The sequence below is a fragment of the Flavobacterium sp. J27 genome (assembly GCF_004303025.1).
Classification (GTDB): Bacteria; Bacteroidota; Bacteroidia; order Flavobacteriales; family Flavobacteriaceae; genus Flavobacterium.
On the sequence record NZ_PJQW01000003.1, the window covers coordinates 333,259 to 356,404 of the forward strand.

Consider the following 23,146-nt stretch of genomic DNA (forward strand, 5'->3'; position numbering starts at 1 on the left):
CATTAGGAAGCGAATCTAAACAAGATATAAATCAATAAAATTAATAATGCCTGAAAAAACAATTTAAATGGATGCTAGCATTATCATTACTACATTTCGGCGCTCACATTTTTTAACTCGTGCAATAGATAGTGTGTTGTTACAAAATACAAATTATAAATATGAAATAATCATAATTGATGACAATGGTTTGGAAACACAAAATCAATTGCTTACACGTAAAACTATTGATAAATATATTCTGTATAACCAAATTCAATATTATCCATTAGAGATTAATAAAGGAGCATGTTATGCAAGAAATTATGGTGTTTCAAAAGCAAAGGGTAACTATATCTTTTTTTTAGACGATGATGACTCCTATGAAAATAGTAAGATTCAAACTCAAATGGCATTCATGCTAAATCATAGTAACCTCGATGGTTGTTTGGCACCATTTAAAAGATTAAATGCTAAAGAAGAGGAAATTAAAGCAAATTCAAATTTTCCAGTTGTAGAAGACTTTGTTAATTTTTCAATTAGAGGTAATTTTTTTACCCCCATGTTATGTATAAAAAAAAATAAATTAATTGAAATAGGAGGTTTTCAAGAAATTGATCGTTTTCAAGATAGGTTTTTAATGTTGCATGCTTTGAAAAGCAATCTAAATTTTGCTTGTTTAGAGCAACCATTACATATTATGTATGAACATGAATCCGATAGAATTTCAAGCTTAAATATAAGTAAAACTATAGTGTCTTTAGATAAAATATATGATTTTATAGTTCTATCTAAGAATTCTTTTTCCAAAAAGGAATGGAATATGTTTAAAATAAATGATTTAACAATTCGTGCCATACAATATTATCTTTCTAAAGATGTAAAAAATAGGTTGTACGCAATACGATGTTATTTTAAAATTTGTATCCTTGATTTGAATATGAAAAATTGCTTAAATTTTATCAAATCAATCTTTAATATAGTTAGAAGAAGATGAAGTTGTTATACATCACAAATGGAATTAATGGCGTAGGAGGTTTGGAAAGAGTGTTGTCCCTTAAAGCATCTTATTTTGTTGATGTGCTGCATTTTGAAGTTACCATTGTAGGATTAAATAACGGAAACGAAAATCCGTTTTATAGTTTTTCTGAAAACATAAATTTTGAATCAATTTTTGTAAAAGGGAATCCGATTCAGTATTTTATTCAATATAAAAAAGGAATTATTGCTATTATAAATAGAATTAAACCAGATATAGTTTTGGTTTGTGATGATGGTTTAAAAGGATTTAGTATTCCTATTATTATAGGTAAAAAGATACCTTGTATTTATGAACGACACGTATCTAAAAAGATAGAATGGAAAGAAGATTTCAATATAGCGCAAAAAATAACCACTAAATTGAAATGGGAATTAATGGATTACTTGGCTTCTAAGTTTGATGCTTTTGTTGTTTTAACCCAAGGCAATACAAAAGAATGGAAGAACTTAAAAAATATACATGTTATTCCTAATCCGTTAACTTTTCTACCAGAACAAACATCTGAATTAAAATCGAAAAAAGTTATTGCAGTTGGTAAACAGTCGTATCAAAAAGGATTTGATTTGTTATTAAAAGCTTGGCAAATTGTAGTTTCAAAATATGACGATTGGGAATTAAATATTTATGGAACTAAAGATGCTTCACAAGGTTTAGAAACCATAGCGACAGAATTACAAATTGAAACATCAGTTCATTTTTTAAATCCAGTTCAAAATATTCAATCTAAATATTTGGAGAGTAGTATTTTTGTGTTATCATCTCGTTATGAAGGATTTGGTATGGTTTTAATAGAAGCTATGGCTTGTGGTGTACCTTGTGTCTCTTTTGATTGTCCTTTTGGGCCTTCGGATATTATTCATCACGAAGAAGATGGTGTTTTGGTCCCAAATGGAAATATTGCTTTACTTGCTAATGGAATTGCTAATTTGGTGAAAAATAACGAATTAAGATTACAAATGGGTAACTTAGCAAAAAAAAATGTCGAAAAATATAAGATAGATGTCATTGGTCGTCTTTGGCAACAATTATTTAACTCTTTCTAAGTGAAAATTATATTTAATACAGATCAAATATATTTACACGGGGGAATCGAAAAAGTAATGACCACAAAAGTCAATTATTTTGCCCAATTGCCTAACGTGGAAGTTTATATTGTAACCACAGAACAAAAGGGAAATACGTCCTGCTATCCGTTAGATGCGAGAGTACAATTGATTGATTTGAATATTAATTATAATCGATCTTTGTCTTATTTCTCAAAAGAAAATATAAAGAAAGCTATATCGCATTTTAAGAAGCAAAAAGCACTTTTTAAAGAATTACAACCAGATGTAGTTATATCTCCAAATTTTAATTTTGATCATTATTGGTTGCCTTTTTTTAAAAGTATTAAAAAAACTATAAAAGAACGCCATAGTTCAAGATATTTTGAAGCCGAGCAATATAAATCGGCAACATTTATGAGAAAATTAATATTTATGTTCAATAATTGGATTGATAGTAAATACAGTCATATAGTAGTGCTAAATAAAGATGAAGCTCAATATGTAAAAACAAACAATGCAGTTGTAATTCCAAATCCAATAGATGAGGTGCCTTTTAAAGCAGATCCAAGTAGGAAACAAGTAATAGCTGCTGGGAGAATTGCTCCTATAAAAGGCTTTGAACAATTAATCATGGCTTGGAAAATTATTAATAAAGAATTTCCAGATTGGATGTTGCATATTTATGGAACAGATTATTTAAACACAAAGAAAAGTTTAGAAGAACAAATCGTTGAATTAGGATTAAGTAATGTTGTAGAAATAAATGAAAGTGTAGATAATATTCCAAAAATCATGCAACAGTATAGTATTTATGCCTTAACGTCTAAAACAGAATGTTTTCCAACGGTTTTATTAGAGAGTTTGGCAGTAGGATTGCCTATTGTATCATATGATTGTCCTAATGGACCAAGACATATTATTACGACTAATGTTGATGGAATTTTAGTTGAAAATCAAAATTATGAAGAATTTGCAAAAGCATTAAAAAAAATGATTAACGACATAGACCTACGTATGGTGATGAGTGAAAATGGAATTAAAAATGGACAGAGATTTAAAACAGAGAATATAATGAAAAGTTGGATAAGTTTATTAAAACTGTAATTGCATAAATGAATAAATTAGTACCAGTAGAACTGTATGCATATGGCTATCATTACATACTATTATTTTTGGTAATACTTACCGCTTTGCATTTATATGCGAGGCCAATAGATGATGAGTTAAATAAAAAATATAATTTCATTGTTTTGCCTCTTTTATTTTTTCTGATTTTTCTATATATGGGTACTCGTCCAGTAAGTTTTTGGTTTGGAGACATGGGAGTATATGCGGCGAATTATGATGATTTTAGGAGAGGGGAATTGCCTAAGCTAGATGGTGATATATTATTTTATGGTTTTATGAAATTTTGCTCCACCATTATGGAAAAAGAATTTTTTTTCTTAATTATTGCTTTTTTTTACACGTATCCTATTTATTTGATAAGTAAAAAATGGGGTAAAGAAAATGCGTTGTACTTATTTTTGATGTTGATTGGTGCTTTTTCATTTTGGGCCTATGGAACTAATGGACTACGTAATGGTTTGGCTACTTCTATTTTCCTATTCGCTATAAGTAAAAAAAGTTTGAAATATCAGTTGCTATGGATGATTTTTGCAATATTAATACATAAGTCTACGATATTAATAGTTGTGTTTTATCTAATAGCTTTTAAGTTTAATGATACAAAAAAAATAATTTATTTGTGGTTTATATCTATACTTTTATCGCTTGCTGTTGGTAGTGTTCTGGAAAATTTTTTATTATCTATTGGTGTTATGGGAGACGATAAAATTACAGCTTATTTAAATAATATAGATCAATATGCCAATGAGTTTAGTAAAACAGGTTTTCGATTGGATTTTCTTATTTATAGTGCAACAGGCGTATTGGCGGGTTGGTACTATAAAATTAAAAAAGGATTTAACAATCAATTTTACAATATTGTTTATGCTTTTTATGTTATAGCGAATAGTTTTTGGGTAATAGTAATTCGGGCTGCATATTCTAATCGATTTGCTTATTTGTCATGGTTCATTTTGTCGGTTATCATTTTTTACCCATTAGTGCATGAAAGTATGATAAAAAATGAGAAAAATAAATTGCTTTTGGCAAATATTATGATTCTCTATTTTGCCTTTACTTTTTTAATGAATGTAATACTAAATTAAATTATTAGTAATGAAAAAATTAACCGTTTTTACCCCAACATACAACCGAGCTTACTTATTGCCTCAACTTTATGAAAGTTTATGTAGACAAACGAATCAAGATTTTATATGGTTGATAATAGATGATGGATCAACTGATAATACAAAAGAAATAGTAAAAGATTGGCAATTAGAAAATCAAATCACTATTGTCTATCAATTTCAAGAAAATCAAGGAATGCATGGTGCTCATAATACGGCCTATCAGACTATCACAACAGCATATAATGTATGTATTGATTCAGATGATTATATGCCAGATAATGCAGTAGCAATTATACTTGAAGAAATAGATGGCTTAAACCCTAAATTGGCAGGAATTCTTGGTCTTGATGCAGCAAAATCAACACATAAAATTATTGGCACAAATATTCCCGAAAACTTAAAAGAAGTAAAATTAAATGAATTGTATAGTCTTCATGGAGTAAAAGGGGATAAAAAAATAGTTTTAAAAACAGATGTTGTAAAAAAATATCCAGCTTATCCAATCTTTATTGGAGAACGGTTTGTTCCCCTTGATTATTTATACCTATTAATTGATCAAGATTATTATTTAAAACCTGTAAATAAAGTACTTTGTATTGTAGAATATCAACTAGATGGCTCAACAAAAAATATATTATATCAATATAGAAGACATCCTAATGGCTTTGCTTTTTCAAGAATAAGTAGAATAAACTTAGGTAAAACTTTTAAAGAACGATTTAAAAATGCAATTCATTTGATTTCATCTGCTTGGTTTTCAAAAAAAATAGATTGGTTGTTTAAATCTCATCGAACACACTTGGTTTTATTGGCTCTTCCATTTGGAATAGTATTAAATTTATATATTCGATTAAAAACGAGAGACTTTAAATGAAAATTCTTCAAATTATAAATTCATTGGCTACAGGAGGTGCAGAAAAATTAATTTTAGATACAATCCCTCTATATGTTCAACAAGGTATTCAAGTTGATGTTTTGTTACTTTGGGATAACGATTGTATGTTTACCAATGAATTACAAAAGCTAAATTGCTCCAAAATTTACATTTTAAAAAAATCATCAAATTATAAAGATATTTATCAGTTATCTCATGTTTTTAAAATTGCTAAAATTTTAAAAAATTATGATTTGGCACATGTTCATTTATTTCCTGCACAATACTTTGTGGTTTTTGCTAATATTTTGAACGGAAATAGCTGTAAACTTCTTTTTACAGAACATAACACTACTAATAAAAGAATTCAAAGTAAATTTTTTAAACCTATTGAAAGATTTATCTATAAGCGCTATGCTAAACTCATCTGTATTTCTGATGAAATTAAAGGTATCTACTCAGAGTATTTAAAGAATCAAAAAGAAAAATTAATTGTAATTCAAAACGGTGTATCTATTGAAACTATAATCAATGCAAAACCTTACGATAAAGTTGTTTTGAATACTAATTGTGTTAAAAGTGATGTTTTTTTACTTCAAGTGGCCGCTTTTAGACCACAAAAAGACCAAATAACACTTATAAAATCCATGAAATACCTACCTCATAATTATAAGTTGTTTTTAGTAGGCGATGGGGTAAATAAAAAGATGTGTGAGGATTATGTGATCCATGAGAATTTAAATAATAAGGTTTATTTTTTAGGTCAACGTGCCGATATTCCTAGATTATTAAAATCGGTTGATATTGTAGTTTTATCGAGTCATTATGAAGGCCTATCTTTATCTTCTATCGAAGGGATGTCTTCGGGAGTACCTTTCGTAGCTTCAGAGGTTCCAGGTTTAAAAGAAATAGTTGAGCATCATGGCGTTTTATTCAAAGAAGGTGACGAACAAGATTTAGCGGATAAAATAAATCAGTTAATGCTTGATAAAACCTATTATTTAAAAATGGCTACTTCTTGTCTTGAGAGAGCCAAACAATTTGATATAAAGAATATGATAGCAAAGCACATTGCTCTATATAAGAAAATTTATGAAGCCTAAAATTATTCGAATTGCAACAGTAGCGATGTCTTTGAATCTTTTATTAAGAGGACAGCTGAAGTTTTTAAATCAATTTTTTGATATAAAAGCGGTTTCAGGATATGATACTGATCTTGAAATGGTAAAAAAAAGAGAAGGAGTTCAAATTATTGATTTGAAAATGGAACGTAAAATAGCTCCAGTTAAAGATAGTATCGCTTTGATAAAATTATATTTTTTATTCAAAAGTGAAAAACCAACAGTAGTACATTCGATAACTCCTAAAGCAGGTCTGTTAAGTATGATAGCCGCTAAATATGCTGGTGTGCCCATTCGAATGCATACTTTTACCGGACTTATATTTCCTAGTAAAAAAGGATTTATGAAAAAAATATTAATACTCATGGATAAAATACTCTGTTTTCATGCCACTCATATTTATCCAGAAGGGAAGGGAGTACAACAGGATTTGTTGTCTTATAAAATAACCCATAAGCCATTAAAAATATTAGCTAACGGAAACGTCAATGGTGTTGATTTGGATTATTTTAATCCGAATGACATATCAGAAGATGTAAAAAATGAATTGTCAAAAAAATTAGGTATCAATAAGAATGATTTTGTCTTTTTGTTTGTTGGCCGTTTGGTAAAAGATAAAGGAATTAATGAATTAGTTACTGCATTTACAAAAATTCAAGATGAAAATGTAAAACTAGTATTAGTAGGTCCCTTTGAACAAGATTTAGATCCTCTGTCACCAGAAGTTTATTTTGAGATTAAGAATAATAAAAACATTATATCGGTAGGTTTTCAAACAGATGTGCGTCCTTACATGGCCATCAGTCAGGCCTTGGTTTTTCCATCTTATAGAGAAGGTTTTCCAAATGTGGTTTTACAAGCAGGAGCCATGGAATTACCAGCGATTGTTTCGGATATTAATGGCAGTAATGAAATTATTACTCATAATAAAAATGGGATTATTATTCCCGTTAAAAATTCTGATGCTATCTTTGCAAGTATGATTGCCATAAGAGATAGAAAATTGTATCCATTTTTAAAAAGTAATTCTCGAGAAAGAATTGTATCCGCATTTAATCAAAACGTAGTTTGGCAATCCTTACTTAATGAATATAACAGTCTGATTGATAATGTATAAGCTTTTTTTAAAAAGAGTACTAGATTTTTCTCTATCTTTAATTGGATTCATTTTATTGTTTCCCATATTTATTATTATTGTTCTTTGTTTAACTATTGCTAATAATGGAAAACCTTTTTTTATACAAAAAAGACCTGGTTATAAAGGAGTTATTTTTAATATCATTAAATTTAAAACTATGAATGATAAAAAAGATAAAGCAGGTAATTTGTTACCCGATGGAGCGCGTTTAACTAGAGTAGGAAAGTTTATTAGAAAAACATCTTTAGATGAAATTCCCCAATTACTTAATGTAATTAAAGGAGATATGAGTCTCATTGGACCACGACCACTTTTAACAGCATATTTACCATTGTACAATGATTTTCAAAAGCAGAGACATTTAGTGCGACCAGGCATAACAGGTTGGGCACAAATAAATGGAAGAAATGCTATAAGTTGGAATCAAAAATTTGAGTACGACGTATGGTATGTTAAAAATTATAACTTTTTTTTAGATTTAAAAATATTATTTTTAACCTTCAAAAAGGTGTTTGTAAGAGAAGGGATTTCTCAGGATGGGGAAGCAACAATGGAAGTTTTTAAAGGTAATTCTTAAGAAATGAAAATAAATCATTATGTTTTTGGGGCGAGTGGACATGCAAAAGTAGTGTTGGATATTTTAATTTTTAACCAAATCAATGTTACTGCAATAGTTGATGATGATCCAAAATTTGAAACCCTTTTTGATATACCTGTTATAAAGACTAAAGCTTTTTCAGTTTTTAATCCCTCAAAATTTATTATTGCCATTGGGAATAATGTAGTTAGAAAAGAAATAGTAGCAAAAAATGCTTTTCATTATTTGAAGGCGATACACAATGATGCGGCAATTTCTTCATTTTCTTCCATAGGAGAAGGTAGTGTTGTAATGGCAAAAGCTGTAATAAATGCGGATGCAAAAATTGGTAAACATTGTATTATAAACTCTGGAAGTGTAATTGAACATGATTGTGTATTGTCTGATTATGTACATGTTTCGCCCAATGCTTCTCTTGCAGGAAATGTAACTGTTGGAGAAGGAGTACATATAGGAATAGGTGCAAGTGTGATTCAGGGTGTTACTATAGGAAAATGGGCTACAATTGGAGCTGGAGCAGTAATTATTGCAGATGTTCCTGATTTTGCAGTCGTGGTAGGTAATCCAGGAAAAATAATCAAAAGCAAGTCAAATGAATAAAAAAAGAATTTTTGATTTAGTATTAGCTGTTATGGCGTTATTGCTAGTTTCTTGGGTTCTTTTAATTAGTTTTGTTTTAGCTTCTGTAGATACAAAATCATTTGGATTGTTTTTACAAATTAGAATTGGTCAATTTGGTAAGTTATTCCAAATTTTTAAAATTAAAACAATGCATGATGTTACTAAAAAAGTGTCTCCATTTGGGCGTTTTTTAAGAAAATCCAAAATTGATGAATTACCTCAATTAGTCAATATTATTTTAGGAGATATGAGTTTTGTAGGTCCAAGACCAGATGTTCCAGGGTATTATGATTGTTTAGAAGGAGAAAATAGAAAAATATTGGAATTAAAACCGGGTTTAACATCGGAAGCATCTATAAAATATGCCCATGAAGAAGCTATTTTAAGTAAGCAACAAAACCCTTTATGGTATAATGATACGGTATTATTTCCTGATAAAGTAAAAATGAACTTAGCATACTACTATGAGCGAAGTATTTTAGTAGATTTGCGGATTATTATAAAAACAATTTTTAAAGTATGAACCTAGAAAAAATATGGCTGTCTTCCCCTCATATGGGTGGTACTGAACAAAAGTTTATTGAACAAGCTTTTGAGGAAAATTGGATTGCTCCTTTGGGACCAAATGTGATAGGTTTTGAAGAAGATTTGCAAAATTATTTAGGAGAAAAATCCTATGTTGCTGCTTTAAGTTCGGGTACAGCCGCGTTACATTTAGGATTAATTCATTTGGGAGTAACTACAGGAGATGAGGTTATTTGTCAGACATTTACTTTTTCAGCATCTGCGAATCCAATAGTCTACTTAGGCGCTAAGCCAATATTTGTTGATAGTGAAGCCGAAACTTGGAATATTTGTCCAGATGCTTTAGAGCAAGCTATTATCTCCAGAATTGAAAACGGTAAAAAGCCGAAAGCGATTATAGCGGTTCATTTATATGGTATGCCTTTTAAAGTAGAAGCTATAGTCGCCATTAGTCAGAAATATGGAATACCTATTTTAGAAGATAGTGCTGAAGCATTAGGAAGTACTTACAAAGGGCAAAAATGTGGCACTTTTGGTACTTTAGCTGCTTTGTCATTTAATGGAAATAAAATTATTACCACTTCTGGAGGAGGTGCTTTGGTTACCAAAGAACAAAAAGATAAGGAAAAAACTATTTTTTTAGCTACTCAAGCTAGAGATAATGCGCCTCATTACCAGCATTCTCATATAGGTTATAATTATAGATTGAGTAACATTTGTGCAGGAATTGGACGAGGTCAAATGGAAATCTTAGAAAGCCATATTGCTAAAAGACAAGAAATAAATCAATTTTATCAAACTATTTTTAAAGCAATAGATTCGGTTTTTGTTTTTAAAGAACCGAATAGTGATTCTATTTCAAATCATTGGTTAAGTGCTATTTTACTTCCAAATTATGCAACGAGAGAAGCGTTGCGTTTGGCGTTTGAAAAAGAAAATATAGAAACTAGACCGCTATGGAAACCTATGCATTTACAACCAGTTTTTAAAGAGTGTCTGTATTTTGGGAATAGCATTGCCGAAGACTTATTTGAAAAAGGACTTTGCTTACCTTCAGGATCTAATTTAACAACGAGCGATAAAGATAGAATTACCGAGGTTGTAAGACGGTTTTTTTAGTACTTTTGCAATTAAATGTGGTAAGAAAAAATGATTAAGCTTAATGAAAAATTATTTTCAATAGGATATCTACCGAGGTGGATAATTTTTTGCATTGATATAGGTATTTTAGTTTTGGCTAATGCTTTAACGCATATTATATTAATTAATTTAACCTTAGGGTTTTATGACACTATTTCTTTATCGCAACAATATCTTTTAATTTTACTAGTTAATATTGTTTTTTTTAGAGTATTTAAGACTTTTTCAGGTATTATTAGGCATTCTACTTTTATAGATGCCGTAAAACTATTTTTTGCCAGTTTTTGTTCTTTTTTAGTTCTAAGTATTTTTAATTACGGCTCTTTTATTATTTTTCAAAAGAAAATTTTTCTCTTTCCAGGTTTAATAATAAGCTTTGTTTTATCGTTTACCTTTTTATTCTTTTTTAGATTATTGGTGAAGTTCGCCTTTGAAATTAATACTATAGATTCAAAAACCTTAATAAGAACAGTTGTGTATGGTTCAGATGCTAATGCAATTGCTGTTGCAAATGCTGTAAAATCTGAAATACCAGCCCGATTTAAAATAGTTGCTTTCTTAGATAAATCTAGACATAATAAATCGAAGAGTATTTTAGGATTGCCTATTTTGTATAAAAACAAAAAGGCTTCTGTACTCTTACGCTCTTTGGGAGCAAAAACACTTATTTTGGCTGAAAAATCGTTAACTAAAGATGAAAAAATAAGAATTGTAGACGATTGCTTGGAAAACAATATCAAAGTGTATGTAGTACCTATTATTTCCGATTGGGAAAATAAAACCGAAATCTCTAAAAAAATTAAAAATTTCGAAATTCAAGATTTATTGGAAAGAAAACCCATTATTTTGGATAATAAATTAATTTCAAAGCAAATTTCAAATAAAACGATTTTAATTACGGGTGGAGCAGGTTCCATAGGAAGTGAAATAGTTTGGCAAGTATTAGAGTTTAACCCGCAACGTATTATTATTTTTGATCAAGCCGAATCGCCATTACATAAATTATGTATTGAAATTTTAAAGTTTGAAAAGAGAATAGAAATTGTTCCTTTAATTGGAGATATTAGAAATAAGGTTGTTTTGAAAAGAGTCTTTGAAAAATACCAACCTAGTATGGTATATCATGCTGCAGCTTACAAACATGTACCATTAATGGAAGAAAACCCTTCTGAGGCTATTTTTACCAATGTATTAGGAACAAAAAATCTTGCAGATTTATCTTTAGAATACAACGTGAAGAAATTTGTTATGGTTTCTACAGATAAAGCAGTAAATCCTAGTAATGTTATGGGAGCAAGTAAAAGAATTGCTGAAAAATATGTTCAATCTTTATATTTTAAATTTAAAAACGACGAGAAAAAAGTTACCAAATTTATAACTACTCGTTTTGGAAATGTTCTAGGTTCTAATGGATCTGTGGTGCCACTTTTTTCTGAACAAATCCAAAAAGGAGGGCCAATAACCATTACACATCCTAAAATTATACGTTATTTCATGACTATTCCAGAGGCTTGTCAATTAGTTTTAGAAGCGGGTTCTATGGGTAAAGGTGGAGAAATTTATATTTTTGATATGGGTAAACCTGTTAAAATTATCGATTTAGCTAAGAAAATGATACAATTAGCAGGTTACGAACCCTATAAAGACATAGATATCGAAGTAATAGGTCTGCGCCCAGGAGAAAAATTATATGAAGAATTGTTAAACGATACTTCTAAAACACTGCCTACCCATCATGATAAAATTATGATTTGTCAGGAATTGGATGAAAATTATGAAGAAAACCTCATTATGATTACAAATTTAATTGATAAAGCAAAATTTTCAACAGATTTAGATATTGTATCAGAAATGAAAAAAATCATTCCAGAATTTAAAAGTATGAACTCTATTTATGAATGCCTAGATAAGTAATTTAATTATATCTAACTTATATTTGCAAAAAAAAATACCTAATGAAATATTTTAAAAGATTATTCTTTCTAATTCTTGTATTAAGTTTATTTTCATGTGCTTCGAAAAAAAATGTAGTATATCTTCAAAATAATACAACATCAGCAATATCAGAAAACACATATGAACCTTACATACAATCTGATGATGTTCTTTTAATTTTAGTTTCATCTGAAAACCCTGAAATAGCAGCTCCTTATAATTTAAAATCTGTAGTTGTTGATAATAATATAGAAGAAGCTTCTGGAAATGTAAAAATGCAAACCTACATTGTGGATGCCAATGGAAATATTGAATTTCCTATTTTAGGTAGTTTACATCTTGGAGGTTTAACAAAAACACAAGCTATAGTAAAATTAAAACAAGAACTAAAAGATCATGTTACTGATGCTATCATTAACTTGAGAATTTTGAATTTTAAAGTTACGGTATTAGGTGAAGTTACAAAACCAGGAAGCTTTACCATTAAAAGTGAAAGAATAACCCTTTTGGAAGCCTTAAGTTTAGCTGGTGACTTAACTATTTATGGGAAACGAAATAATATCTTATTAATACGGGAACAAAATGGTAATAAAATTATGGAAAGAATAGATATCACAAAATCTGATTTTATAAACTCTCCTTTTTATTACTTATCTCAAAATGATGTTGTTTATGTAGAACCTAATAAAACAAGAGTAAATTCTTCTTTAATTGGTCCAAATCTTACAGTAGGAATTTCAGCATTATCTTTAATCGTAACTATTATCGCTTTAACAACTAGATAAAATGCAACATTTACATACCACAGAACAACATAATCAAAACAATAACTTTAATTTTAAAGAAGAAGTTGTTAAATATGTAAAACACTGGAAATGGTTTGTTTTAGGATTGTTTTTAGCAATACTATCTGCTTTTTTATATTTAAGATATACTATCGCAAGTTATAAAGCAGTTGCCACTATTTTGGTTAAAGATGATAGAAAAGGAAATATGGCTTCTGAACTTTCTGCTTTTTCCGATTTAGGACTAATAACTAATGTAAAAAGCAATGTAGATAACGAAATTGAAGTAGTAAAATCTAGAACTCTAGTTGAATCTACCGTTAAAGAATTAGAATTAAATGTCACTTATTTAACTCAGGGAAGAGTTAAATGGGAAGAGCTATATAAAAAATCACCTGTAAAATTAATTTTACTAGATAATTCAGTTAATTTTTTCTCACAAAGTCATTTTTATAGAATTGAAAAAGCAACTTCAGTGAGTTTTACTATTTATGATAAATCAGATGTTAAAAAAGGAACATTTAAATATGGGGAGACATTTAAAATAGGAACAGATAAGTTTACTGTACTTGTAAATAGCCCTAATTTGGTTAAAAATCCATTCAACGTAGGTGTTCAAATTAATCCTGTAAGCCAAGTTACGGAAAGTTTTAAAAATAGGCTAAATGTGGCTGCTTTAAGTAAAAATACAAGTGTTATAGAGCTTAGTATTGTTGATCCGGTAGGAGAAAAAGCGGAAGACTTTTTAAATGCATTGGTAGAAAATTATAATAAAGACGCTATTGAGGATAAAAAATATATATCAGAAAATACGTCAAAATTTATAGAACAAAGACTTAGCATTATTTCAGAAGAATTACAAGATGTAGAAAAAGATAAAGAAGTATTCAAGAAGAATAATAAAATAACTGATGTTGTTTCAGAAGCTGGATTGTATTTAGAAAATGCTAGCGATTTTGAACGCATGCAAGTAGACAACGCTACACAACTTAGAGTTGTGGAAACCATGATAAATTATGTTAATTCTTCAGATACGAAAGAACTCATTCCTGTAAATATAATAGGTCAGGAGCAAGGAGCAAGTCAGTTAATTGCGGAATATAATGAATTGGTACTCCAAAAAAATAAACTTTTAAAAACTGCTGGATCAAAAAATACGTTAGTACAAAATTTAGAGTCTAAAATTGATGCTTTAAAAAGTAGTGTGAGCTCGAGTTTAAGTCAGTTAAAGTCATCCTTACAAATAAAAAGAAATGATTTAGCTAGGCAAAATGCCATTTTAAGTGGCAAAATTTCTCAAATTCCATCGCAAGAAAGAAATTCAAGAGACATTGATAGAAAGCAAAATATAAAAGAGTCTTTGTATTTGTATCTTCTTCAAAAAAGAGAAGAAACAGCCATTTCTTTAGCAGTTACAGCACCTAATGCAAAAGTTATAGATGCTGCTAAAGCTTCAAAAAGCCCAGTTTCTCCTAACCGTAGAATGATATATCTTGGTGCATTATTGTTAGGATTCTTAATTCCCTTTGGGATACTTTATCTTATCGATTTATTTGATACTAAAATTAAGTCTAGAGCTGATTTAGAAAAAAACACCACTATTCCCTTTTTAGGAGAAATTCCAAAACTAGAAAGCAATCAATTGGTTATCGATAGTACAAGTAGAACAAGTACCGCTGAAGCCATTCGAATTGTGAGAACTAATTTAGAATTTTTGTTAACCAATGTGCCAGAGAATAAAGCAAAAGTTATTTTTTTAACCTCTACTTATCCTAAGGAAGGAAAAACATTTATTTCTGTTAATTTGGCCTCCACAATTGCCTTATCTGAAAAGAAAGTATTGTTAATAGGACTGGATATTCGTAATCCAAAATTAGATGAATATTTAAAATTATCATCTAAAGGAGTGACTAATTATTTATCATCTAAGGAATCTAAAAACATCCAAGAATATATTACTAAAATTGAAGGTTACAAAAATTTAAACGTTCTTCCAGCTGGAATTATTCCTCCTAATCCAGCAGAATTATTGATGAATAAGAAAATTGGTGATTTGTTTGATCAACTTAGAAATGAATATGATTATATCATCGTGGATACAGCACCAGTAAGCTTAGTAACAGACACCCTTTTGATTGCCAAATATGCAGACGCTTTTATTTATGTTACAAGGGCTAACTTCTTAGATAAAAGAATGTTAGAGTTACCAGAACGATTGTATAGGGAGAAAAAATTACCCAATATGTCAATTTTAATCAATGATACCGAAATTAACTTGCGTTATGGTTATGGCTATGGCTATGGTTATGGACAAAAAATGGAAAAGAAACCTTGGTATGCATTTATTCCATTTCTTAAAAAATAAATCATTTATTTAAAGAATGAATTTTGTTGTATGGCCATCTCAAATTTATCTAAAGATTTGATGATTATTTTATCACGAAAAGATAAAATATGATTTTTATGATGAATATCTGAACCTGTAAAATTAATTAAATCTTGTGCTAATAATTTTTCAGCAACATTACTCACCTCTTTCCCATAATAACCTACAATAGAAAGTAAGTTTAATTGAAAAAGACAGCCAACTTTTTTTAACTTTTCGTATTCTTTGAAATTAGAATGAAAAAAAGTGTATCGTTCTGGATGTGCTAAAACAGGCTGGTATCCTTTTAATTGTAGCTCAAAAAGAATGTCAAATAGTTGAATAGGAGCATTTAAATAAGACATTTCTACTAAAACATAATTGTCTTTTAGAGTGAGTAAGCTTTCTGTTTGAAAACGATCAACAAAACGATCATCCATAAAATATTCTGAAGCACAATTTAAATGTAATCTATTGCTTTCTACAGGTAATTCCTTTTCAACTTTAGTTTTAGTTGCTTCAATAGTTTCTTTTGTGTTTTCCCATACAGTATTCATGGTATGAGGAGTCGCAATTGCTTTTTGGAAACCAAAATCTAACATTTGCTTCATTAAATATTCTGTATCGTCAATCGTTTTAGCACCATCATCAATACCAGGTAAAATATGAGAATGAATGTCTACATAACCATCAGGAATGAGTTCGTATAATTTTGGCTTAGATTTGAATAAGGAGAACATAATAGCTTTTTTTTGCAAAAATAGACTTATTAGATAATAAAATAGATTATGTGGCTAGGAAAACTTCCTAAATTATACAAAATAGCTTATTTTTGAGCCAATTCTAATGAAAGAGCCCAATCTATATGAATAAACCAGTGCATTCTGCTGAAGAATGGTTATTTGAAATAAAACCTAAAAGCAATTTTTTTTCTTTAAACCTAAAAGAAGTTTGGAGATATAGAGATTTGTTGCTTCTTTTTGTGAAAAGAGATATTGTAACAGTATATAAACAAACAGTACTTGGACCACTTTGGTATTTAATACAACCATTGTTTACAGCTATAACCTTTACTATTATTTTTAATAATGTTGCAGGAATAAAAACAGGGGAAGTGCCTTCTTTGTTGTTTAATTTATCTGGAATTGTTATCTGGAATTATTTTTCAACTTGTTTAACAGAAACCTCAGATACGTTTAAGAAAAATGCAGCTATTTTTGGAAAAGTTTATTTTCCAAGAGTAATTATGCCATTATCTATTGTAATAACTAATTTAGTAAAACTAGGAATACAATTACTTATTTTCATTGGGTTTTACATTTATTATGTGTCGCAAGGTATGTCAAATACACTTTCAGAAACGATTTTGCTTTTTCCTTTTCTAGTAATTATTATGGGGTTTTTAGGTTTAGGCTTAGGTATGATTATTTCTTCTTTGGTTACAAAATATCGCGATTTAACTTTTTTAGTCACTTTTGGAGTGCAATTGTTGATGTATGTATCAGCTGTAATGTATCCTATGGCTTTAATTCAAGAAAAATTACCTCAATTTGGTTGGATAATCGAGTATAATCCATTGGCCTATGTAGTTGAAACTTCTCGTTATATTTTATTAAACGAAGGGAGTTTATCTTATTTTGGGCTACTTTATACTATTATTTTTACATTAGCCGTATTTCTTTTTGGATTAGTAATTTTTAATCAAACAGAAAAAAAATTCATAGATACTGTATAACACCAAATACCAAGATAAAAGAAACAAGAAGTAAGATAAAAGAGATAAGATTAAAAATGAAACTCTGGATTTTAAATCAATACTTGTTTTTGATATTAACTAAAATGAAATGAGTCAGAAAAATAGCATATTAAAAGTTGAAAATATTTCTAAACAATATCGATTAGGTGTTGTGGGAACAGGAACCTTAAGCCATGATTTAAACCGGTTTTGGCATAAAATAAGAGGCAAAGAAGATCCTTATTTAAAAGTGGGAGAAACTAATGATAGAAGTACTAAAGGAAATAGCGAGTATGTTTGGGCTTTACAAGATATTAATTTTGAAGTTGAACAAGGAGAAGTGCTAGGGATTATTGGAAAAAATGGAGCAGGAAAATCAACTTTACTGAAAATATTGTCTAAAGTAACTTCGCCTACAACTGGTATAATTAAATCGAAAGGAAGAATCGCGTCATTATTAGAAGTAGGGACAGGGTTTAATCCTGAATTAACTGGAAGAGAGAACATCTATTTAAACGGTGCCATTTTAGGAATGACAAAAAAAGAGATTACTTCAAAACTAGATGAAATTATTGACTTTAGCGGTTGTCAACGTTACATAGATACTCCAACCAAGAGATATAGCAGTGGAATGACGGTGCGTTTAGCTTTTGCAGTAGCGGCTTTTTTAGAACCAGAAATTTTAGTGGTAGATGAAGTACTAGCTGTAGGAGATGCTGAGTTTCAAAAAAAAGCTATTGGTAAAATGCAAGATATTTCGCGAGAAGGAGGTAGGACCGTATTGTTTGTAAGTCATAATATGGCAGCTGTGAAAAGTTTGTGTACTCGTGGTATGTTAATAGAAAATGGCAAAACAACATTTTTTGGAGATATAGATAAAACAATCGATTTGTATTTAAAGAGTAGTGTTTTTTCATTTACTAATGACAACTATGTTGCTTTTAAAAAGGAGAATACAGCTATAGAAATTTCTAGATTTCAAATAGGTTCGGTAAATTCACTTAATGAAAAATCTTCATCTAGTGGAATTTTAATGGGAGATAGTTTAGAATTTATGATGTTTGTCTCAGTAAAACAAGCGTATCATAATTTGAAGGCTAGTATCATTATATCAAATGCAAGTGGTACAAGAATAGCCGCAATACGATCTCATGAGATAATGGAAGAGTCATTTTCGGCAACGAAAGATTTTATTTTTAAAGTAACGGTTCCCGATTTAAAATTAATGCCTGGAGATTATACCGTAACAATAGCACTTGCTGAAAATAATACCACAATTAGTATCAAAGAAGATTGTCTTGGTTTTAGTATTATTCCAAACGATATTTATGGTACTGGAAGAATACCAAAAGGAAACTTGTTTATTTATTCAAATGCATTATGGGAATTAAATCAAGAATAAAGAGATGGTTGCAATTGAAAGTCAAGAATTTATTGGAAAATGAGAAATTACCAATAAAAATGTTGTCTTCTAATAATTTGTATGTAGGTAAAAATAGTTATCATAATGGTCGTCTCGAAATAAGAGGGAATTACAAAATTGAAATTGGTTCTTACTGTGCTTTTGGAAGAGATATTAAACTGATTACGTCTAATCATGACTACAATTTCCCAGTGATGCAATATGGATTTTATCAAAAGCATTTTCAACAAAAGCCTAAAAATGAAAATAGAAATACATCTGAGTATTCAATTGTCATTGGTAACGACGTTTGGATAGGAGATAATGTTTCAATTTTACCCAATGTAATCATTGGAACTGGAGCCATTATTGGAACGGGTAGTGTGGTTACAAAAGATGTTGCCGCTTATACTATTGTAGGTGGTGTTCCAGCAAAATATATAAAAGATAGATTCTCACAAAAAACAAAAGAAAAACTACTAGAATCTGAATGGTGGAATTGGGATGATGAAACCATACAGAAAAACAAAGATTTTTTCTTTACAAATTACAACACAAATGAATAGAATATACGTTTATTGGTGGTCTTTAAATAAAAGAGGTGAACTTGATAATTATGGTGATATACTAGCTCCTTATATTGTTGAGAAACTATCAGGTAAAAAAGTACATCAAGTTTCACACCCTATGGACAGGTGGTTTCGTCTTTTAATAAAACACTATGTAACTGTAGGAAGTATTATTTGGGCGGTAAGTAAAAATTCTATTGTTTGGGGAAGTGGTATTATCAAAGAAAATCAAAATGTTAGAGAGGCTAAATTTTTAGCTGTTAGAGGACCACGAACTAGAAAACGGCTATTAGAACTTGGCTATAAAGTGCCAGAAGTATTTGGAGATCCAGCACTATTATTGCCAAAACTAATTCCTAATACAATAGAAAAGAAAAAGGAATTAGGAATTATTCCCCATTATGTAGATTATGAGAGTGTTAGCAGTTTTTTTGCTAATGATGAAAGAATAAAGGTAATTAATTTAATGACCGATGATATTGAAAAAACGACTCGAGAAATTTTAGAGTGCAAAACAATTATTTCTTCTTCACTTCATGGTCTTATTGTTCCTCAATCATATGGTATTCCAGCTTTATGGGTAAAGTTTTCAAATAAATTAGCAGGTGATAATGTCAAATTTTATGATTATTTCGAATCAGTAGGAATATATTACCCTAAAGAAATTGCATTAGAAATTCAAGAATGTAGTTATGAAAAATTTATAACTTTGATAGAACAACATAAAAATAGTGTATTAGCTGTTGAAGATTTATTAATTTTAAGGCAAAATCAACTATTATCTTCTTGCCCTTTTAAAAAAAATGAGAAAAGGAAATAATCAATCTAAAGATATTTTAATTCATCTTCGAGAATCTTCACATCGAGTAATAATTCCTTTATATATTCCAAATTTGGAAGGATATTATAAAGATGCCTTTGAAATTTTTAAAATGTGTTTGTTTTCCATAGTAAAAACAAGTGCTACCTATTTGAAAATTTCTGTAATAAGTAACAATACTTGTGAAAGGGTTAACCAAAAACTGCTTCAGTTACAAAATGAAGGACATATAGACGAGCTCATCATAGAAAAAGAAGATATTGGTAAAATAAATAGCATTCTGAAATCTTTGAGAACTACAGAAGAACGATTAGTTACCATAACAGATGCAGATGTTTTGTTCTGCAATGGATGGGAAGAAGCTGTAGTTGAGGTTTTTAACGCCTTTCCGAATGCAGGAGCGGTTTGCCCTGTACCTGTCTTTAGAAAACATTTAAATTTAACCAGTAACATATGGATGAAGTATTTATTTTCAAAAAAACTATATTTTAGGCAAGTTAAAAATACTGAAGCCATGACTAAATTCGCCAAAAGTATTGGTTGGCCTTGGTTAGATGAGAAATATAAAGATGTTATAGGAACGTTACAATCTAAAAACGGAACAATTGCTGTTTTAGGGTGCTCTCATTTTGTGGCAACTTACAAAACAGAAGTATTCTCCGAATTACCTAAAAAAAATAGCCAGTACAAATTAGGGGGAAATAGCGAATTCTTATATACAGACGAACCCGTTATAAAAAGAGGTGCTTATCGATTAGCAACATACGATAATTACGCTTATCATTTAGGAAATCATCTCGAGGAATGGATGGAAAAAGAGTTTGTTTCGTTAGCAAATCAAGAAAAAAGAACGGAAAACTATGAATCGTTATCTATTATTAAGAAAAAACCGATTCGCTATTTTTTGTCTGAAAAATTTTTTAAAAAAATTTTTTATTTCAAGAAAATTCAAATGATAATTCTGAGATATAAAGGATTGAGTAAGAAACAAATTAATGACTTTATATCATGATTACATTGGTTATAACAAATAGAAATAGAGACCTGTCTATTGTAAAAAAATGTTTAGATTCTTTAAAAACGCAATCCGTAAAAGAGTTTAAATGTTTCTTTGTAGATTATGGTTCTCATTCTGAATATGTATCCTTATGTAAGGAAATAATAGAGAATTATGATTTTGTAACAGCTAAATTTTATCCAGTTTCTGGTCAGTTATGGAATAAAAGTAGAGCCATTAATACCGTGTTAAAAGAATGTACTACAGCTTCGTTTTTTGTAGGCGATATAGATATGATTTTTGCACCAAATTTTATAGCCAAATTGTATCAAATGCAATCTTTAGAAGAAGTCTTTTATTTCCAAGTAGGATTTCTTTCTCAAGAAGAAAGTCTTTTAAATAAGACTTTTGATGCTTATAAAACCGCATTTCTTTCTAACAAAGAAGCCACAGGGATGACTTTTTATCCTACGCATCTTCTAAAAGAATTACAAGGTTATGATGAGTTTTACCATGGTTGGGGAGCTGAAGATACAGATGTGCATGTTCGATTACTTAATTCTGGAATTTCAGTAAAATTTTACGATGAGGAGGTTCTTATGAAACATCAGTGGCATCCGAAACAATACAGAAGTTCATATAGTACAGAGCCGTTTCATTCATTATTAGAACAAGTCAATCATAATTATTTAAAATTAACACAAAAAAACCAGATAAAAAAAGCCAATACCTATTTTGAGTATGGTTTGATTCCAGTTGAAAATGAGTATGAAGCACTCCAAACAAATGAGATGGAAATACATTTGACTAATGAGAAGAATGAGCTTCAGGCATTTTTACAAGGAACACTATTTAATCTTCAAAAAGGAGTTTATACTATTAAAGTTTCTGAACACAAGTTGTTTAAAGATACCAAAAATTGGTTGAAAATGAAGTTGGGTAAAAAGCATTTAGAATTTTATAATTTTGAAGAAATTACGAATCTAATTTTGTCTGTTATAATCGTTAATTTCCGAAATAATCCATATTATTTTGAATATAAAAAGAAAGAGCATACCATAATTTTACGCATTAAGTTATAGATGAAAATTGTCATGGTTTCCATTCCGTCACTTCATTTCTTTCGTTGGGTAAACCAATTGAAAGATACTGAACATGAAATTTATTGGTTTGATATTACAGGAATGAGTAAGCAGGTAAGTAGAATTAATTGGTTACATCAAAAAAATAATTGGAAGCTTAAATGGGACTATCCAGGAAGACAATTTGTAAAAAATAAATTTCCCAAACTGTATAAAACAATTCAAATCGTTAATGAATACAATACTGAAGCTGTTTTTGAAGCTTTTATTTCGGAAATACAACCCGATGTAGTTCATAGTTTTGCTTTATACCTTTCTTGTTCGCCTATTTTAAAAACAATGAATAAATACCCTAAGTTAAAATGGGTGTATTCTTCATGGGGAAGTGATTTGTACTATTTTCAGAATGAATCTCTCTATTTAAAAGATATTCAAGCCGTTTTGCCTAGAATAAATTATTTATTTACCGATTGCAATAGGGATTATGAAATTGCTAAAAACCATGGTTTTAAAGGTGTGTTTTTAGGTGTTTTTCCTGGTGGAGGTGGTTTTGAGTTAGAAAGAATGGAAAAATATAAATTGCCATTAATAGCAAGAAAAACAATTTTAATAAAAGGATTTCAAGGAAGATCTGGAAGAGTCCTGTCTGTTTTAAAGGCAGTTGAGCAAATAAGTAGTAGATTAAAAGATTATAAAATAAAAGTTTTTGGATCCGATAAAGAAGTTATTGAGTACGTTAAAAAAAGACCTATACAAAATTGGAATAATTTTACAATTCTGGGGAAAATTTCGCATGAAGAAGTGCTGCAATTAATGGGAGAGGCACTTTATTACATTGGGAATAGTAATTCGGATGGAATGCCAAACACGTTATTGGAAGCTATTTGTATGGGTGCCATTCCTATTCAGTCTAATCCTGGAGGAGCGACAGAAGAGATTATAACAAATAACGTAAATGGTATTTTAATTGAAGATTGTGAATCGATAGAGAAAATTGTTGAAAGTATTGAAAATGCTTTAAAAATGAATACTTTAGCAGAAGTTCAAAAATATAATTTTGAAGAGATTGCTTTAAAAATTGAATATAAAGTAATTGAAAAAGCAGTAAGAGAAAAATATTTAGAAATAATGTAAT

22 protein-coding genes are annotated in these 23,146 nt (G+C 29.4%); 21 read left to right on the top strand and 1 reads right to left on the bottom strand.

The features are described 5' to 3' along the window. Nucleotides 1-67 precede the first annotated feature (67 nt). From CX675_RS05965 to CX675_RS06030, 14 genes are read left to right on the top strand one after another with little or no spacing between them, the layout of a single operon-like run. A complete protein-coding gene (locus tag CX675_RS05965) occupies nt 68-976 on the top strand; it encodes a glycosyltransferase family 2 protein (protein WP_130734300.1) in 909 nt (302 codons plus the stop codon). Beyond that, on the top strand, nt 973-2,064 hold the full coding sequence (locus CX675_RS05970; RefSeq protein WP_130734301.1) for a glycosyltransferase family 4 protein: 1,092 nt from the start codon (nt 973-975) through the stop codon (nt 2,062-2,064). Before CX675_RS05965 ends, CX675_RS05970 begins: the two co-directional genes overlap by 4 nt. Beyond that, nucleotides 2,065-3,171 (top strand): glycosyltransferase family 4 protein, encoded by a 1,107-nt coding sequence (locus tag CX675_RS05975; protein ID WP_130734302.1) that lies wholly within the window; start codon nt 2,065-2,067, stop codon nt 3,169-3,171. Between the two features lie 8 nt (nt 3,172-3,179). Further along, nucleotides 3,180-4,280: an EpsG family protein gene (locus CX675_RS05980; protein ID WP_130734303.1), complete on the top strand. Its 1,101-nt coding sequence runs from the start codon at nt 3,180-3,182 to the stop codon at nt 4,278-4,280. Between the two features lie 10 nt (nt 4,281-4,290). Next, nucleotides 4,291-5,178, top strand: a complete 888-nt coding sequence (locus CX675_RS05985; RefSeq protein WP_130734304.1) for a glycosyltransferase family 2 protein — start codon at nt 4,291-4,293, stop codon at nt 5,176-5,178. Continuing rightward, nucleotides 5,175-6,281 (top strand): glycosyltransferase, encoded by a 1,107-nt coding sequence (locus CX675_RS05990; RefSeq protein WP_130734305.1) that lies wholly within the window; start codon nt 5,175-5,177, stop codon nt 6,279-6,281. The genes CX675_RS05985 and CX675_RS05990 overlap by 4 nt, the downstream gene beginning before the upstream one ends. Then, on the top strand, nt 6,271-7,416 hold the full coding sequence (locus CX675_RS05995) for a glycosyltransferase family 4 protein (RefSeq protein ID WP_130734306.1): 1,146 nt from the start codon (nt 6,271-6,273) through the stop codon (nt 7,414-7,416). Before CX675_RS05990 ends, CX675_RS05995 begins: the two co-directional genes overlap by 11 nt. Then, nucleotides 7,409-8,014 (top strand): sugar transferase, encoded by a 606-nt coding sequence (locus tag CX675_RS06000; RefSeq protein ID WP_130734307.1) that lies wholly within the window; start codon nt 7,409-7,411, stop codon nt 8,012-8,014. The genes CX675_RS05995 and CX675_RS06000 overlap by 8 nt, the downstream gene beginning before the upstream one ends. 3 nt (nt 8,015-8,017) lie before the next feature. Beyond that, entirely contained in the window at nt 8,018-8,635 is a 618-nt protein-coding gene (locus tag CX675_RS06005; protein WP_130734308.1) for an acetyltransferase, read from the top strand. Further along, on the top strand, nt 8,628-9,179 hold the full coding sequence (locus CX675_RS06010; protein ID WP_130734309.1) for a sugar transferase: 552 nt from the start codon (nt 8,628-8,630) through the stop codon (nt 9,177-9,179). The genes CX675_RS06005 and CX675_RS06010 overlap by 8 nt, the downstream gene beginning before the upstream one ends. Continuing rightward, complete coding sequence (locus CX675_RS06015; RefSeq protein WP_130734310.1) at nt 9,176-10,300, top strand: DegT/DnrJ/EryC1/StrS aminotransferase family protein; 1,125 nt, start codon at nt 9,176-9,178, stop codon at nt 10,298-10,300. The genes CX675_RS06010 and CX675_RS06015 overlap by 4 nt, the downstream gene beginning before the upstream one ends. A gap of 30 nt (nt 10,301-10,330) precedes the next feature. Next, the gene (locus tag CX675_RS06020; RefSeq protein WP_130734311.1) at nt 10,331-12,235 is read left to right on the top strand and encodes a nucleoside-diphosphate sugar epimerase/dehydratase; all 1,905 of its coding nucleotides are present in this window, start codon (nt 10,331-10,333) and stop codon (nt 12,233-12,235) included. A 41-nt stretch (nt 12,236-12,276) separates the two neighbouring features. After that, entirely contained in the window at nt 12,277-13,041 is a 765-nt protein-coding gene (locus CX675_RS06025) for a polysaccharide biosynthesis/export family protein (RefSeq protein ID WP_130734312.1), read from the top strand. Between the two features lies 1 nt (nt 13,042). Continuing rightward, on the top strand, nt 13,043-15,406 hold the full coding sequence (locus tag CX675_RS06030; RefSeq protein WP_130734313.1) for a tyrosine-protein kinase: 2,364 nt from the start codon (nt 13,043-13,045) through the stop codon (nt 15,404-15,406). Between the two features lie 5 nt (nt 15,407-15,411). On the opposite strand, the gene CX675_RS06035 is transcribed toward CX675_RS06030, so the two are convergent. Further along, nucleotides 15,412-16,146 carry a tyrosine-protein phosphatase gene (locus tag CX675_RS06035; protein ID WP_130734314.1) on the bottom strand — a complete coding sequence of 245 codons (735 nt, stop codon included), beginning with the start codon at nt 16,144-16,146 and terminating at the stop codon, nt 15,412-15,414. A 125-nt stretch (nt 16,147-16,271) separates the two neighbouring features. Between CX675_RS06035 and CX675_RS06040 the strand changes: the two genes are divergently transcribed. The 7 genes from CX675_RS06040 to CX675_RS06070 all read left to right on the top strand — a co-directional run bounded on the left by CX675_RS06040 (nt 16,272) and on the right by CX675_RS06070 (nt 23,145). Then, nucleotides 16,272-17,141, top strand: coding sequence for an ABC transporter permease (locus CX675_RS06040; protein WP_130734315.1), 870 nt, complete (start codon nt 16,272-16,274; stop codon nt 17,139-17,141). Nucleotides 17,142-17,250: 109 nt separating this feature from the next. Continuing rightward, nucleotides 17,251-18,543: an ABC transporter ATP-binding protein gene (locus tag CX675_RS06045; RefSeq protein WP_130734316.1), complete on the top strand. Its 1,293-nt coding sequence runs from the start codon at nt 17,251-17,253 to the stop codon at nt 18,541-18,543. Then, entirely contained in the window at nt 18,522-19,109 is a 588-nt protein-coding gene (locus CX675_RS06050) for a CatB-related O-acetyltransferase (protein ID WP_130734317.1), read from the top strand. Before CX675_RS06045 ends, CX675_RS06050 begins: the two co-directional genes overlap by 22 nt. Beyond that, nucleotides 19,102-19,932, top strand: a complete 831-nt coding sequence (locus CX675_RS06055) for a polysaccharide pyruvyl transferase family protein (protein ID WP_165395981.1) — start codon at nt 19,102-19,104, stop codon at nt 19,930-19,932. Before CX675_RS06050 ends, CX675_RS06055 begins: the two co-directional genes overlap by 8 nt. Next, nucleotides 19,916-20,944, top strand: coding sequence for a glycosyltransferase family 2 protein (locus CX675_RS06060; RefSeq protein ID WP_130734319.1), 1,029 nt, complete (start codon nt 19,916-19,918; stop codon nt 20,942-20,944). The genes CX675_RS06055 and CX675_RS06060 overlap by 17 nt, the downstream gene beginning before the upstream one ends. Next, nucleotides 20,941-22,011 carry a glycosyltransferase family 2 protein gene (locus tag CX675_RS06065; RefSeq protein WP_130734320.1) on the top strand — a complete coding sequence of 357 codons (1,071 nt, stop codon included), beginning with the start codon at nt 20,941-20,943 and terminating at the stop codon, nt 22,009-22,011. The genes CX675_RS06060 and CX675_RS06065 overlap by 4 nt, the downstream gene beginning before the upstream one ends. Beyond that, nucleotides 22,012-23,145, top strand: coding sequence for a glycosyltransferase (locus tag CX675_RS06070; protein ID WP_240723599.1), 1,134 nt, complete (start codon nt 22,012-22,014; stop codon nt 23,143-23,145). It begins immediately after the preceding gene. Nucleotide 23,146: the final 1 nt, after the last annotated feature.